This window comes from Sulfitobacter sp. S223 (assembly GCF_025143825.1).
Taxonomy (GTDB): domain Bacteria; phylum Pseudomonadota; class Alphaproteobacteria; order Rhodobacterales; family Rhodobacteraceae; genus Sulfitobacter.
Genome location: NZ_CP083560.1, coordinates 2,824,177 through 2,837,085, shown reverse-complemented (window position 1 = coordinate 2,837,085; position 12,909 = coordinate 2,824,177). Strand labels below are relative to the sequence as shown.

General features: G+C 57.2%; 15 protein-coding genes, 1 other RNA gene and 1 riboswitch. Of the genes, 11 read left to right on the top strand and 5 right to left on the bottom strand.

The annotated features are described in order from the left end of the window. Nucleotides 1-46: 46 nt before the first annotated feature. The 5 genes from gatC to rnpB all read left to right on the top strand — a co-directional run bounded on the left by gatC (nucleotide 47) and on the right by rnpB (nucleotide 3,729). On the top strand, nucleotides 47-334 hold the full coding sequence (gene gatC, locus K3757_RS13565) for an Asp-tRNA(Asn)/Glu-tRNA(Gln) amidotransferase subunit GatC (protein WP_259996256.1): 288 nt from the start codon (nucleotides 47-49) through the stop codon (nucleotides 332-334). Beyond that, nucleotides 334-1,824, top strand: coding sequence for an Asp-tRNA(Asn)/Glu-tRNA(Gln) amidotransferase subunit GatA (gatA, locus tag K3757_RS13560; RefSeq protein ID WP_259996255.1), 1,491 nt, complete (start codon nucleotides 334-336; stop codon nucleotides 1,822-1,824). The genes gatC and gatA overlap by 1 nt, the downstream gene beginning before the upstream one ends. Before the next feature lie 35 nt (nucleotides 1,825-1,859). After that, entirely contained in the window at nucleotides 1,860-2,603 is a 744-nt protein-coding gene (locus K3757_RS13555) for a hypothetical protein (RefSeq protein ID WP_311201735.1), read from the top strand. 16 nt (nucleotides 2,604-2,619) lie between these two features. Then, a complete protein-coding gene (locus K3757_RS13550) occupies nucleotides 2,620-3,279 on the top strand; it encodes an N-acetylmuramoyl-L-alanine amidase (RefSeq protein ID WP_260001280.1) in 660 nt (219 codons plus the stop codon). Between the two features lie 35 nt (nucleotides 3,280-3,314). Then, an RNA gene (gene rnpB / locus K3757_RS13545) (RNase P RNA component class A) lies at nucleotides 3,315-3,729 on the top strand. 63 nt (nucleotides 3,730-3,792) lie between these two features. Here the strand turns inward: rnpB and K3757_RS13540 are convergent. Further along, a complete protein-coding gene (locus K3757_RS13540; protein ID WP_259996254.1) occupies nucleotides 3,793-5,040 on the bottom strand; it encodes a D-amino acid dehydrogenase in 1,248 nt (415 codons plus the stop codon). Nucleotides 5,041-5,074: 34 nt separating this feature from the next. Further along, a riboswitch (glycine riboswitch) is annotated at nucleotides 5,075-5,162 on the bottom strand. A 181-nt stretch (nucleotides 5,163-5,343) separates the two neighbouring features. Here K3757_RS13540 and rpmG point away from each other — a divergent pair. After that, a complete protein-coding gene (gene rpmG / locus K3757_RS13535) occupies nucleotides 5,344-5,511 on the top strand; it encodes a 50S ribosomal protein L33 (protein ID WP_007119221.1) in 168 nt (55 codons plus the stop codon). A 123-nt stretch (nucleotides 5,512-5,634) separates the two neighbouring features. Here rpmG and K3757_RS13530 read toward each other — a convergent pair whose 3' ends face one another. The 3 genes from K3757_RS13530 to K3757_RS13520 form a co-directional block, all read right to left on the bottom strand. Continuing rightward, entirely contained in the window at nucleotides 5,635-5,943 is a 309-nt protein-coding gene (locus K3757_RS13530; RefSeq protein WP_259996253.1) for a DUF1272 domain-containing protein, read from the bottom strand. A 65-nt stretch (nucleotides 5,944-6,008) separates the two neighbouring features. Then, nucleotides 6,009-6,785: a Bax inhibitor-1/YccA family protein gene (locus K3757_RS13525; RefSeq protein ID WP_259996252.1), complete on the bottom strand. Its 777-nt coding sequence runs from the start codon at nucleotides 6,783-6,785 to the stop codon at nucleotides 6,009-6,011. A 108-nt stretch (nucleotides 6,786-6,893) separates the two neighbouring features. Further along, nucleotides 6,894-7,112 carry a DUF1127 domain-containing protein gene (locus tag K3757_RS13520; RefSeq protein WP_259996250.1) on the bottom strand — a complete coding sequence of 73 codons (219 nt, stop codon included), beginning with the start codon at nucleotides 7,110-7,112 and terminating at the stop codon, nucleotides 6,894-6,896. 120 nt (nucleotides 7,113-7,232) lie between these two features. On the opposite strand from K3757_RS13520, the gene K3757_RS13515 reads away from it, so the two are divergent. The 5 genes from K3757_RS13515 to K3757_RS13495 all read left to right on the top strand — a co-directional run bounded on the left by K3757_RS13515 (nucleotide 7,233) and on the right by K3757_RS13495 (nucleotide 11,519). Then, nucleotides 7,233-8,084, top strand: coding sequence for a LysR family transcriptional regulator (locus K3757_RS13515; RefSeq protein ID WP_259996249.1), 852 nt, complete (start codon nucleotides 7,233-7,235; stop codon nucleotides 8,082-8,084). A 348-nt stretch (nucleotides 8,085-8,432) separates the two neighbouring features. Beyond that, nucleotides 8,433-8,807, top strand: coding sequence for a helix-turn-helix domain-containing protein (locus tag K3757_RS13510; protein WP_259996248.1), 375 nt, complete (start codon nucleotides 8,433-8,435; stop codon nucleotides 8,805-8,807). A gap of 80 nt (nucleotides 8,808-8,887) precedes the next feature. Then, the gene (hisN, locus tag K3757_RS13505) at nucleotides 8,888-9,697 is read left to right on the top strand and encodes a histidinol-phosphatase (protein ID WP_259996247.1); all 810 of its coding nucleotides are present in this window, start codon (nucleotides 8,888-8,890) and stop codon (nucleotides 9,695-9,697) included. Further along, nucleotides 9,694-11,034 carry an 8-oxoguanine deaminase gene (locus K3757_RS13500; RefSeq protein ID WP_259996246.1) on the top strand — a complete coding sequence of 447 codons (1,341 nt, stop codon included), beginning with the start codon at nucleotides 9,694-9,696 and terminating at the stop codon, nucleotides 11,032-11,034. The genes hisN and K3757_RS13500 overlap by 4 nt, the downstream gene beginning before the upstream one ends. A 2-nt stretch (nucleotides 11,035-11,036) precedes the next feature. Continuing rightward, nucleotides 11,037-11,519 carry a CAP domain-containing protein gene (locus tag K3757_RS13495; protein ID WP_259996245.1) on the top strand — a complete coding sequence of 161 codons (483 nt, stop codon included), beginning with the start codon at nucleotides 11,037-11,039 and terminating at the stop codon, nucleotides 11,517-11,519. A gap of 47 nt (nucleotides 11,520-11,566) precedes the next feature. Here K3757_RS13495 and guaD read toward each other — a convergent pair whose 3' ends face one another. Further along, the gene (gene guaD / locus K3757_RS13490) at nucleotides 11,567-12,862 is read right to left on the bottom strand and encodes a guanine deaminase (RefSeq protein WP_259996244.1); all 1,296 of its coding nucleotides are present in this window, start codon (nucleotides 12,860-12,862) and stop codon (nucleotides 11,567-11,569) included. Between the last annotated feature and the right edge of the window lie 47 nt (nucleotides 12,863-12,909).

The window sequence follows — 12,909 nt, the reverse complement described above, 5'->3', positions numbered from 1 at the left end:
GCGGCGCGGGGGCGGTAGAGGACGGACAAGCAGATGAGGAAATCCTATGTCGATTGATGAAAGCACCGCCGCGCGCGTCGCAAAACTGGCCCGTATCAAAGTCGAACCCGAAGCGCTGCCAGCGCTGGCACAAGAGTTCAACACGATCCTGGGCTTCATCGAGCAATTGGGCGAAGTAGACATTGAGGGTGTTGAGCCAATGACCTCTGTCACTCCGCAAAACCTGCACCGCCGCGCTGATGTTGTGACTGACGGCGATATGCAGGCTTCGATATTGAAAAACGCGCCCGACGCGCGCGAGGGCTTTTTTGCTGTGCCGAAGGTGGTGGAATAATGTCTGATCTGAACAAACTCGGGCTGGCAGACGCCCGCGATGCGCTGCGCAAGGGTGACACAACATCCAAAGAGCTGACCGAAGCCTGCCTGAAGGCGATCGAGGGCGCAGGCGCGCTGAACGCCTTTGTACATCACACGCCAGAGTTGGCCTTGGAACGTGCAGCAGCGGCTGACACGCGCTTGAAAGGCAGCGATGAGGCCCCCGCGATGTGCGGTCTGCCAATCGGGATCAAAGATTTGTTTTGTACGAAAGGTGTGCCGTCACAGGCCGCTTCGCGCATCCTTGAAGGGTTCAAGCCCGAATACGAATCTACTGTCAGCCAGAACTTGCAGGACGCAGGCGCGGTCATGTTGGGTAAGCTCAACATGGACGAATTCGCCATGGGCTCTTCCAACGAGACTTCTGTTTACGGCAATGCGATCAACCCGTGGCGCCGTGGCAACGAAGAAACGGCGCTTACGCCCGGCGGCTCATCCGGTGGGTCCGCTGCTGCGGTTGCGGCTGATCTATGTCTGGCGGCCACCGGCACAGACACCGGCGGATCCATTCGCCAGCCTGCGGCCTTTACCGGTACGGTCGGGATCAAACCAACGTACGGGCGTTGCTCGCGCTGGGGCGTTGTCGCCTTTGCCTCCTCGCTGGATCAGGCTGGGCCGATGACCAAATCCGTGCGCGATGCGGCGATCATGCTTGAAGCGATGTGCAGCTATGACCCTAAGGATAGCACCAGCGCCAATCTGGCGGTCCCGAACTTCGAGGCGGCATTGACGGGTGACATGCGCGGTAAGAAAATCGGTATTCCCAAGGAATATCGCATGGAAGGCATGCCAGAAGAAATCGGGAAGCTTTGGGATGACGGCACGGCAATGCTCAAAGACGCCGGCGCCGAAATTGTCGATATTTCATTGCCGCATACCAAATACGCGCTGCCCGCTTATTACGTGATCGCACCTGCCGAGGCTTCTTCGAACCTCGCACGGTATGACGGCGTGCGCTATGGCCACCGCGCCAAACTGGATGCAGGCGACGGTATCACCGAAATGTATGAGAAAACCCGCGCTGAGGGCTTCGGCCCAGAGGTTCAGCGCCGCGTGATGGTCGGGACATATGTTCTGTCCGCCGGTTTTTATGACGCCTATTACAACCGCGCCCGTCGTGTGCGCACGCTTATCAAGAAAGACTTTGATGACGTATTCGCCAGCGGTATCGACTGCATCCTGACACCGGCCACCCCTTCGGCGGCCTTCGGTCTGGGTGAGATGATTGATGCGGACCCGATCCAGATGTACCTCAACGATGTGTTCACCGTGACAGTGAACCTTGCCGGTCTTCCCGGGATCTCGGTGCCGACGGGAACCAACGCTCAGGGGTTGCCGCTGGGTCTGCAACTGATCGGCCGTCCATGGGAAGAAGCCGATCTGCTGTCTTCCGCCTATGCGCTTGAGCGCGCGGCAGGGTTTGTAGCCAAGCCCGACAAATGGTGGTAGATGCGCTCAACGCGGAATGAAAGCAGGCTTTTGAGATGATGGGTGTTCGTTTTTTGCTGGGTGCATGTACTTTGGCTGCTTTGGCCGCTTGCCAGCCGGCAGCGCCTGAAGACAGCCGCTTTGGCGTGGGCTTTGACCAGACGTTTGATGCGCAGCGCGCAAATCGTGATCTGGCCCTTCAAGGCGGCGTGCCTTCAGCCCCTAGCGTAAGCGCGCAGCCATTGCCCGCGGCCGGATCAGCCGAAGAGACGGCTGCACAAACTGCTGCGATTCTTGCGCGGACCGGTCAGCCGTTGGATGCAGAACGTCTGGACGCGGCTGCGAACAACTCTGGCGTGCCACCGCTGGAGGCGAGCCCGTCCAATCCTGCGCCAGCCGTAATTGATAGTGCCACAGGCATCAGTCAGGAAAACAACTTTGACGCGGTTTCAGGCCAGCGCAGCATCGAAAGCGACGCCGCACGCATCGCTTCCAATCGTGCGCAGTATCAGGTGATCCAGCCAACAGCCCTGCCTGAGCGGACAAACACCGGCCCGAATATTGTGGCGTATGCACTGCAGACCAGCCATCCGGTTGGCACAAAGATGTACAAGCGTTCGGGTTTCAACGCGGCCAGAAAATACACCCGTAGTTGCGGACAGTTCGTCCATCAGGATCAGGCGCAGATTGCCTTTCTTGAACTCGGTGGTCCTGAAAAAGACCGCAAGGGCATGGACCCTGATGGGGATGGCTACGCCTGCACTTGGAACCCGGCCGTATTCCGGTCCGGTGGTCAATAACTCCTGCTCTGCCGAAATGCAGGTCCAAAGCTCTCCAAATTGCGGTGACCGTCGGGATGGCCTGACGCCCGGCCTGATCGTCATTCACTATACCGCTATGGAAAGCGCGCAGGCAGCCATAGATCGCCTGTGCGACCCGAGCGCTGAAGTATCAGCGCATTACCTGATTGCAGCTGACGGCGCCGTCACACAGATGGTGGAGGAAACAGCGCGTGCGTGGCATGCAGGTGCGGGCGAATGGCGTGGGCAAAATGACATCAATTCGCGGTCCATCGGGATCGAGCTTGATAACCGCGGCACGCACCCATTTTCAGCCCCGCTGATGGACTCCTTGGAAGGCTTGCTGCGCGGGATTATGGCGCGGTGGAACATTGCACCTGAAGGGGTGATTGGCCATTCCGACATGGCACCGGGGCGAAAATTCGATCCCGGCCCTCACTTTGACTGGCCGCGTCTGGCGCGGCAGGGACTTGCTGCACAGCCCGCAAATATGCAAGCCCCGCCCGTGCCTGACTGGCAAAGCTTTCGCGCTATGGCGAAAGCGGCAGGGTTTACCGGAGATGCTTCGGACGAGGTGTTGCTAGAGGCTGTCAGGCTGCGGTTCCGGCCCTTTGCCACAGGGCCATTGTGCGCCGCAGACTATGCCCCACTGGCGCAAAACGCACTGCGCACTTGACCAAGCTATCCTGCGCAGGATAGGCGCATGTTTGCGCGGAAGGCTGGATGGCCGCTTCGTTGGGCAACCAACGGGGAGGAAAGTCCGGACTCCGGAAAGAAACGGTGCCGGGTAACGCCCGGGCGGGGTAACCCGACGGAAAGCGCCACAGAAAATAAACCGCCTGTCAGTCAAGGTTCGCCTTGGCGCGTTGGCAGGTAAGGGTGAAACGGTGGGGTAAGAGCCCACCGCGCGGCTGGCAACAGCGGCGGCATGGCAAGCCCCACCGGGAGCAACGCCAAATAGGGACCGCGTGCTTCTGTGTCTTCGGGCATGGCGGCGGAGCTTCTTTCGCTCCAGCAGGTCCGGGTTGGCGGCTGTAGCTGTGTCGGTAACGGCATGGTCAGAGGAATGGTCATCCATGAGGGGCAACCCTCGGGACAGAATCCGGCTTATAGGCCTTTCGCGCATTTTCATAACTTAACCTGCGGATACAGCGTGTCGTGCTGCACCCGCAGGGGTGGTTTGGGCAGTTTAGGCGATGGCCAGTTCCGAGACGATCTCGGCGGTGGCGGCAGACAGGGTCCATCCCAAATGCCCATGGCCTGTGTTGTAGAAGACCGCAGGGTTGCGCCCCTGTCCAACACGGGGCAGCACATTCGGCATCATAGGCCGCAGGCCCGCCCAGGATTGGAAGCTTTCGGTACTCATTTCGGGGAAATGCGTGTGGCACCAATCCAGCATCGGTGCCACGCGGTTCCAGACGATGTCTTTGTTATACCCGTTGAATTCAGCCGTACCCGCAACGCGGAACCGCGACTTACCCAAGCGGCTGGTGACGATCTTGGCGTTGTCATCAAGCAAGCTGACGGTGGGGGCAGCGGTTTGCGCGGCCTCATCTTCCAGATTGATCGTCAAAGAATAACCTTTGACCGGATAGATATTCAGCCGATCGCCCAGATGCGCGGCAAAGCTCCGCGACTTCACCCCTGAACAGATCACGACCTTGTCGTAGATCTCGGTCAGGACACCGCCTTTTTTCTCGTGCTTTCCCTGAGCGGGCTGGCTGGAGATGGCGATCTTGCCCTGTGCGGCGTCGACCTTGGTCACGAAGGTGGACATGCGCAGCGTCACGCCGCGTTTGGCACATCCTTTGGCCAGTGCACTGGTGAATTTGTGAATGTCGCCGGTGAAATCGCTCTCGGTAAAAAAGCCGCCGTAAATATCGCCCTTAAGCGCAGGCTCAATCTGTTCGATTTCTGCGGGAGTTACGGCGTGCCGCTCCAACCCGCCTTCGGCCAATAGGGTGGTGACCTTGGCTGCGGTGTCGAATTCGCCCTTGCTGCCATAGAAATGCAGGATGCCGCGTTCCTCGCGGTCAAAGTCGATGCCTTCGTCTTCGGAGATGGTGCGTAGATGCGCGCGCGCTTCTAGCGCCCATTTAACAGTCTGGATGGTGTTCTCGCGGTATTTGGGAATCGCCCCGACGAATTCGGCCAGCCATGAATACTTGTGCCACGACGGCTTCGGGTTCAGCAGCAAAGGTGCACCGGACTTAAACATCCACTTCATACCTTTGAGAACTGTCGGGACAGAATTCCATACCTCGGCGTTAGAGGCCGACAGCTGGCCGCCGTTGGCATAGCTGGTCTCCATCGCTGGGTAGGGGTTTGCCTCGAAGAGGGTGACCTGAGCGCCCTTGCGGGCAAGCATGTAGGCCGTGGTCACACCGGTAATTCCGGCGCCAATCACGGCGATTTTCGGGGAGGACTGTGTTGTCATAGCGCACCTTTTGTGCCGCCGCACGGGCGGGCAAAGTGCCCCCTCTGTCATTGGCCTGAGAGTTTCCGGGGCGGTTGCTTCTTCGGCGCTACGGTTTCCCGCAGCTCTCCCGTCAGGGGTGACGTAGCACTATTAGAACGGTTGCGGCAACATTCATGATGCGAAGAGTGGTAAATTTTGCTGCCCATGCACGGAACATGTGCAATACGGGGTTGACTCGGCCCGTGGCGAAGGTAGAAGCCGAGGCTCAGAGATTACGCGCGCGCGCCGCATTGGGCGTGCCGCTGCACAGGAGAAGATAAAATGGCTAAGCCAACCACGATCAAGATCCGTCTGAACTCGTCCGCGGGCACAGGCCACTTCTACGTTACAAAAAAGAACGCACGCACCATGACCGAAAAAATGGTCATCAAGAAATATGACCCCGTTGCGCGCAAGCACGTTGAATACAAAGAAGGCAAGATCAAGTAAGATCGCCTGACTTTGACGCTTATAAAGCCGCGCAGTTTTGCGCGGCTTTTTGCGTTTTAGGGCTGAAGGAATGCGGAGCGGCTTAACTGGCCTCAGGGGGTGCTCAGCAGGCCGCAGAAGCTTTCAGCGATCTTGTGGCGGGATGTCGCGCCGCTTTGCCACGAATGCAGTGATGTCGGCAGTGGTCCACTTCAGTTTACGCCGTTTGGTACTCGCCGGATTGTGGCGCAGGCCGGTGCCATCGCGGTGGGCCTTTCGGGGCCGGATGGGGCGAGGGACAAAGCCGCCTCCGCAATTCGGACAGACGTTGTGCAGAACCTGTTCAACGCAGCCCACACAGAAGGTGCATTCATAGCTGCAAATCCGGGCCTCAGCGCTGTCTGGTGGCAGGTCGCGGTCACACATTTCGCAATTGGGTCTCAGCTCAAGCATCATACTCTCCAAACAAAAAGGCCGCCCCCGAAGGAGCGGCCTGAATAGTGTCGTTGTGGACCTGCTTATTCACGGTTGCCCATGAGTTGAAGCAGGAACATGAACATGTTGATGAAGTTCAGGTAGAGGTTCAGCGCGCCCATGATCGCGGCCTTACCCAGCCATTCGCTGTCACCGTGCTGTGCGTGTGCAACATATTCGGTCTTGATGCGCTGCGTGTCATAGGCTGTGAGGCCCGCAAAGATCAGCACACCGATTGCAGAGATAGCAAAGGTCAATGCAGGGTTCGGGAAGAAGATGCTGACGATCGACGCAACGATCAGGCCGATTACACCCATGATCAGGAAACTACCCCAAGCGGAGATGTCTTTTTTCGTGGTGTAGCCCCAGAGTGACAGACCCGCAAAAGCGATAGCTGTTACAAGGAAAACCTGAATGATCGAGAAGCCGGTGTAGACAAGGAAGATCGAGCTGATCGACACACCCATCACCAGTGCAAATGCGTAGAATACCAGCTGCGCGGTCGCTGCTGACATCCGGTTGATCCCTGCGCTAAAGCCAAAGATGAACGCAAGCGGGGCGAACATGACAACCCATTTCAACGGGGATGCATAAAGCGCCTGACCAAGACCTGTCAGATACTGACCTTCGCGCAGTGCCATCGTGGCGCCGGCTGGATCGGATGTAACCGCCAAGCCCGAAATCGCCCAAGCGGCGGCGAATGTGATCAACATGCCTACGGACATTGTGCCGTAGACTTTGCTCATGTGTGCGCGCAGGCCCTCATCAATCGCGGCTGTGCGGCTTCCGGCACGCGTCCGGATTGTATTCACGTCTGCCATGTAAAACTCCCTAAAAGCTGTCCCGCACAAGATTACCGCGGGGTTACCCGTAATATCGTGTGCTGGCCGCCGCTTTTCAAGGTTTTTTGCTCAGGTTTTGCAACTTGGTTAGCATCTCCAGGAGGATGGGGCGTCCCAGATAGGTTTTGCGGCCTCCGCGCGGGCCTGAGAACGACTTAGCCCTATGTCCTGCAATTGGTTTTCGCAAAGCGCACCCAATGCTCTTCGGCTCCGCCAGAGCGCCAGAAGATTAAGCAGGGAAAGCCGCGTGCGCGGGCGCGTGACGGATGAAGGACGAAAGAAGGCAGAAGGAATGGAAATACGCATGGGATGCTCCAGTATCTGTGATGTGTTTGGTGTGTTTCATTTCGGTGCTTGATATATGGAGCAGGGCGATGCATCATTAAAACGAATGTTTTTGATGTAGCTCATTTGAATTGGTGATGTATGCGCAATCTTGATCTGGCAACCTTGCGGTCTCTCGTCGCTGTCGCGGATGCGGGCGGTGTCACGCGCGCGGCTGGCTTTTTGCATCTGACGCAATCGGCGGTATCAATGCAGCTCAAGCGGCTAGAGGAGTTGTTGGACGTAGAGTTGCTGGACCGCAGCGGCCGCACCATCGCGTTCACCGCCAGCGGGGACCAGCTATTGGGGTATGCGCGCCGGATGGTTGCTATGAACGACGAGGCGGTGCTGCGACTTACGGCGCAGGAATTTGCAGGCACGCTGAGATTGGGTGTGCCGCATGACATCGTTTATCCGGCAATTCCACAGGTGCTTAAACAATTTAACAGCGTCTATCCCGCGATCAGGATCGTTCTGGAATCTTGCCACACCCACACGCTCAAAGAAATGTTCGCAAAGGGAGAATGTGATGTCATTCTTACCACCGAGACATCCTTGGGTAACGGCGGCATCACGTTGGCAGAGCGTCCCATGCACTGGATCGGAGCCCAAAGCGGTGCAGCATGGCGGCAAAGACCACTTAATATTGCGTTTGGTCGGCTGTGTACGTTTCGCAAACAGGTGGTGGCTGCCCTGGATGCTGCGGATATTCCTTGGCAAATGCTGGTGGAGACTGACAATGACAGCGCGATCCACGCCACAGTAAGTGCCGATCTCGCCGTCCATACCGCCATTGAGGGTACTGAAGCGCAGCAGTTAACCCGAATCGACCATGGCGGCACTTTGCCCGAATTACCCCGGCAAATGATCAACCTTTACAGATCCGAAGGGGCTTTGACCGAGCCTTTAGAGCGGTTGATTAGCCTTTTGAAAGCCCGTCTTGCAAATAAGTGAACAGTAAAAAGGCCACTATGTGCGCAAATGCAGGCCCGGAACTTATTGTTTTTTGTTGCAAGTTGATCTGCTGGATGCTTTTTTCGACATTATTGAAAGTGAAGTTTTTAATTTTCGCGTCTTGTAGCTGATTTAGAACCGAGGCGCGCTTGTGAAGATCAAGAAATCGGACTGGCATTGTCCAAGTGTGAAAATCCTGTGCGCCAAAGCACAGGTTTTTTGCGCATAAACGACGATAGGGTGTGCTATACTATTTAAGAATTATAGGCGTTTATATTGTTTCGCTCTGCCAGCCGAAGAATTGACAGACGCATGTTTTGGCACAGAGTAAGAAAGCAGGCTATTCAAATGGCTCATATTGTAGATACCTATGTAGGTAAGAAAATCCGACAACGCCGCTGGTTGATTGGTATGACGCAACAACAGCTGGCAGAACTTGTCGGCATCAAGTTTCAACAAATCCAGAAATACGAAACAGGCGCAAATCGTGTCAGTGCTTCGCGACTTTGGGATATTGCGGGCGCATTGGGCGTTCCGGTATCTGCCTTCTTTGAAGGCGTTCCAGATGCCGAAGAGCCCGCTCCGACCCAGCAATGTGCTATCCCGCATGATTTGTTGGAAGATAAAGAAGCGGTAGAGCTGGTGCGATCCTACTATGCCATTCCCGAAAGCCAACGCCGCCGCCTTTTCGAATTGGCGCGCGTGCTGAGTGATGTGGCCTGAATTCCTCAACTTCAAGTGGATTGATGTTTTCCGGTTGGCAGCGTCTTGCGCGGCTGTCCTGCGGGTGAGACTTATCACCCATGAAAAATGATCCCGAACTGAGCCAAGAGCTTTGCCGTGTGGCGCATCTGATGGCGGATGCCGCGCGTGCGGTTATCCTGCCATATTTTCGCAGCAGCGATCTGGGGGCCGATAATAAATTGGCCGACGGGTTTGATCCTGTCACGATTGCCGACCGTGCTGCAGAGGCAGCAATGCGCGATATTCTTGCGCAGCACCGACCTCACGATGCCATAATGGGCGAGGAACTAGGCAGCACCGCTGGTACCAGCGGGCTGACTTGGGTGCTGGACCCCATTGACGGTACGCGGAGCTTTATCTCCGGTACCCCTACGTGGGGCGTACTGATCGCTGTTGGCGATGATGAAGGTCCGTTTATTGGCATCGTAGATCAGCCTTATATTGCTGAACGATTTATCGGGACGCCCGAAGGCGCGACATTGATCCATGGTGAAAACCACCGCAGTCTGCATACCCGCGCGCCGCGGCCCTTGTCAGAAGCCATTGTCTTTACGACGTTCCCTGAAGTTGGCAGCGCGCAGGAAGAAGCGGCGTTTCGCGCAGTGTCCCATTGCGCGCAGCTGACCCGTTACGGAATGGATTGTTATGCCTATGCGTTGGTGGCTACGGGTCAGGTCGATTTGGTAATCGAAGCGGGGCTAAACGCTTATGACATTCAGGGACCACTTGCGGTCATTGAAGCCGCCGGGGGCATTGTGACCGATTGGCATGGACGACCGGCCCATAATGGAGGTCGCGTGATTGCTGCGGCCAATGCCGAAATTCACAGCGAAGCTTTGGCGATTTTGCAAAAGTCTCTCGATACATGACTGCGACCCTGCTGCGTGGGGCTGCGGCGATCCTTACGATGGATGATACCCGCCGTGAGCTGGCAGGAGAGGATATCCTGATCTCTGGCGGTGTCATTGCGGCCATCGGTCCTGCACTGCCAGCGCCTGATGGTGCCGAGGTTGTTGATGTCTCTGGCTGTTTGGTGACACCGGGTTTGGTGAATACCCATCACCACCTTTACCAAAGCCTCACACGTGCTGTGCCGGGGGGGCAGGATGCGCTGCTGTTCGGTTGGTTGCGCACACTCTATCCTATCTGGCAGCGTTTTACGCCTGATCATATGCATGTCTCAGCTCAGGTCGGGCTGGCCGAGCTTGCGTTGTCTGGCTGCACCCTTAGCTCCGATCACTTGTATCTCTATCCCAACGGATCGCGGCTGGAGGATACCATCCACGCTGCCGCAGAAATCGGCCTGCGGTTTCACCCGACACGCGGCGCGATGAGCATTGGAGAAAGCAGTGGGGGCTTGCCGCCAGATGCGTTGGTTGAAGGCGAAGAGGCCATTCTGGCAGACTGCGTCCGCGTTATTGATGCCTTTCATGACCCCGCCGAAGGTGCCATGTGCCGGGTTGGTATTGCACCTTGTTCCCCGTTTTCGGTCAGCACCGATTTGATGCGAAATGCTGCGCTTTTGGCGCGGGACAAAGGGGTGATGCTACACACCCATCTGGCCGAAAACGATGAAGACATCGCGTATTCGTTGGAGAAATTCGGATGCAGGCCGGGGCAATATGCGGAAAGTCTGGGGTGGGTCGGGCCAGACGTTTGGCACGCCCACTGCGTTAAACTCGACCCCACCGAAATAGCGCTGTTCGCCGCGACAGGCACGGGTATTGCCCATTGCCCTTGCTCCAATTGCCGCTTGGGCAGCGGGATCGCGCCCTTACGCGCCATGCGCGATGCAGGGGTTCCGGTAGGCATTGGCGTAGACGGGTCAGCCAGTAACGATGCAGGCAATCTGGTTGCCGAAGCGCGACAGGCGATGTTGTTACAGCGCGTTCTGCTGGGGGCTGACGCCATGAGCGCGCGCGAAGCGCTGGAAATTGCGACCCGGGGCGGTGCGGACGTGCTGGGCCGACCTGATTGCGGTCGGCTGGCATTGGGCAAACGTGCTGACATCGCGATTTGGGACATGTCGGGCGTGCAATCGGCGGGATCATGGGACCTGTCTGCGCTGCTTCTTGCCGGTCCGACCACTGTTCGCGATCTATTCGTTGAAGGCCGTGGCATAGTCCGAAATGGACAGATAAAAACCATAAATATGCCCGAACTCCTGACCAGACAAAAGGAGATGGCAATCCGACTACAGGAGTAAACATGAAAAACCATATGTTTGGTGCTTTCCTTGTCGTACTGTTGGCGGCATGCGCAACAACCAGCCCTGCACCTCAGGCACAGGAAGCCAAGCTTGAAAATGCGAGCGTTTCCACCAGTACCCGATCCGCAAGCGCGCAAATCAATGCAATACGCGCGCGGGTTAACCTGCACAAAGTCCGGCGCAGCAAAAAACTGGATGCAGCCGCTTTGGCGCACGCCAAGGATATGGCGAAACACAAGTTCATGAGCCACACCAGCAGCGATGGATCTGATTTGCGAAAGCGTGTTGCACGCGTTGGCTACAAATGGTGCAGCCTGGCCGAGAATGTAAGCCGCGGATACCGGACAGAGGCACGGGCGATCGAAAACTGGCGTCAGTCGCCGGGGCATTATCGCAACCTGACCAACAAAAAGGTCAGGGAATTCGGACTGGCCAACGTCAATGGTTTTCGCGTTATGGTTCTAGCAGCAAGCCGCTGCTGAAGTGAAAAAACGGGCAAGTGGACAAAGCGTCGCCCGCTTGTGGCACATTACCCGTGCGCTTGCGCTCCGGCGATCCACGTTGCGCGCACTGCCCGGTCGTCGCCCAGCATAATCGTCGCAAAAACATCCTCCCAAACCGAGCCGGAGCGATTGGCGCGCTGCTCGATCGGGGCGGTTGAACGCAAGTCAAGAACCACCAGATCAGCGTAATGTCCTGCCGTCAGGGAACCGATTTCATGGGCCAGATGAAGAGCATTGGCAGAGCCTGCTGTGGCCAGCCACATCAACTGCGCCGCATGTAGGGCATGGCCGTGATGCTGTGCGGCCTCGTAGGCGGCAGCCATGGTGCGCAACATTGAAAAGGACGATCCGCCGCCGGTATCGGTGGCCAGCCCTAGCGGGATACCCTTCGCTGCCAATGCTGGCAGATTCAGCGCGCCAGATCCGATAAAGGCGTTTGACGTGGGGCAGTGGATGACGCGCCCCTGAACCTCTGCCAGCCTGTCAATTTCCCTTGCAGTCAGATGTATCGAATGGCCGTAAAGCCCGCGCTCACCCAAAAGGCCGTGCGCCTCATAGGTATCAAGATAGTCGCGTGCGTTGGGAAAAAGGCTGTGCACCCATTCAATTTCATCCGTTTGCTCGCTCAGATGGGTCTGCATCAAGCATTCTGGATGTTCCGCCCAAAGCGCACCAAGTGCAGAAAGCTGTTCTGGAGTAGAGGTGGGGGAAAACCGCGGCGTAATAGCGTATTGCGCGCGGCCTTTGCCCTGCCAACGCGCGATCAGGGCTTTGCTGTCGTCATAGGCCGATTGCACCGTATCGCGCAGATTGTCGGGCGCGTTTCTATCCATGCAGGTCTTGCCGGTGACCACAGCTTGTCCACGTGCCGCCGCTGCGCGGAACAGTGCTTCGGCGCTATGCGGGTGGATGGTGGCGAAAGACGCAACTGTTGTCGTGCCGTTTGCGGTGGTCAGATCAAGATAGCGTGTGGCGATGTCTTCGGCATAGGCCAGATCGGCAAATCGCGCCTCTTCGGGGAATGTATAGGTATTGAGCCAGTCAATCAGGCGTTTGCCCCAACTCGCGATCATCGCTGTCTGCGGGTAATGCACATGCGCGTCAATAAATCCCGGACAGATCAAATCGTTACCATAAGAAATGATCCGCGCCTGCGGGTGCGCAGATTTTAGGGCGTCGGCATCGCCAACGGCGGCGATCTTCGTGCCGTTCAGCAGCACCGCGCCTGCGGAATTGATCTGTACACAATCCTCCCACGGTGCGTGAAATGGATCACCTTTGAAGGTGAGTGTTTGGCCGGTAAGGAGGAGCATTTCTGTCATGTCCCGCGTTGTACCTGTTTAATTCGCTCAGGCAATGGCCCGGCGCA

Excerpts from the sequence above, each read along its gene's own strand:
- gatC (WP_259996256.1), top strand. The coding sequence starts at position 47 with ATGTCGATTGATGAAAGCACCGCCGCGCGCGTCGCAAAACTGGCCCGT.
- gatA (WP_259996255.1), top strand. The coding sequence starts at position 334 with ATGTCTGATCTGAACAAACTCGGGCTGGCAGACGCCCGCGATGCGCTG.
- K3757_RS13555 (WP_311201735.1), top strand. The coding sequence starts at position 1,860 with ATGATGGGTGTTCGTTTTTTGCTGGGTGCATGTACTTTGGCTGCTTTG.
- K3757_RS13550 (WP_260001280.1), top strand. The coding sequence starts at position 2,620 with ATGCAGGTCCAAAGCTCTCCAAATTGCGGTGACCGTCGGGATGGCCTG.
- K3757_RS13540 (WP_259996254.1), bottom strand. The coding sequence starts at position 5,040 with ATGACAACACAGTCCTCCCCGAAAATCGCCGTGATTGGCGCCGGAATT.
- rpmG (WP_007119221.1), top strand. The coding sequence starts at position 5,344 with ATGGCTAAGCCAACCACGATCAAGATCCGTCTGAACTCGTCCGCGGGC.
- K3757_RS13530 (WP_259996253.1), bottom strand. The coding sequence starts at position 5,943 with ATGCTTGAGCTGAGACCCAATTGCGAAATGTGTGACCGCGACCTGCCA.
- K3757_RS13525 (WP_259996252.1), bottom strand. The coding sequence starts at position 6,785 with ATGGCAGACGTGAATACAATCCGGACGCGTGCCGGAAGCCGCACAGCC.
- K3757_RS13520 (WP_259996250.1), bottom strand. The coding sequence starts at position 7,112 with ATGCGTATTTCCATTCCTTCTGCCTTCTTTCGTCCTTCATCCGTCACG.
- K3757_RS13515 (WP_259996249.1), top strand. The coding sequence starts at position 7,233 with ATGCGCAATCTTGATCTGGCAACCTTGCGGTCTCTCGTCGCTGTCGCG.
- K3757_RS13510 (WP_259996248.1), top strand. The coding sequence starts at position 8,433 with ATGGCTCATATTGTAGATACCTATGTAGGTAAGAAAATCCGACAACGC.
- hisN (WP_259996247.1), top strand. The coding sequence starts at position 8,888 with ATGAAAAATGATCCCGAACTGAGCCAAGAGCTTTGCCGTGTGGCGCAT.
- K3757_RS13500 (WP_259996246.1), top strand. The coding sequence starts at position 9,694 with ATGACTGCGACCCTGCTGCGTGGGGCTGCGGCGATCCTTACGATGGAT.
- K3757_RS13495 (WP_259996245.1), top strand. The coding sequence starts at position 11,037 with ATGAAAAACCATATGTTTGGTGCTTTCCTTGTCGTACTGTTGGCGGCA.
- guaD (WP_259996244.1), bottom strand. The coding sequence starts at position 12,862 with ATGACAGAAATGCTCCTCCTTACCGGCCAAACACTCACCTTCAAAGGT.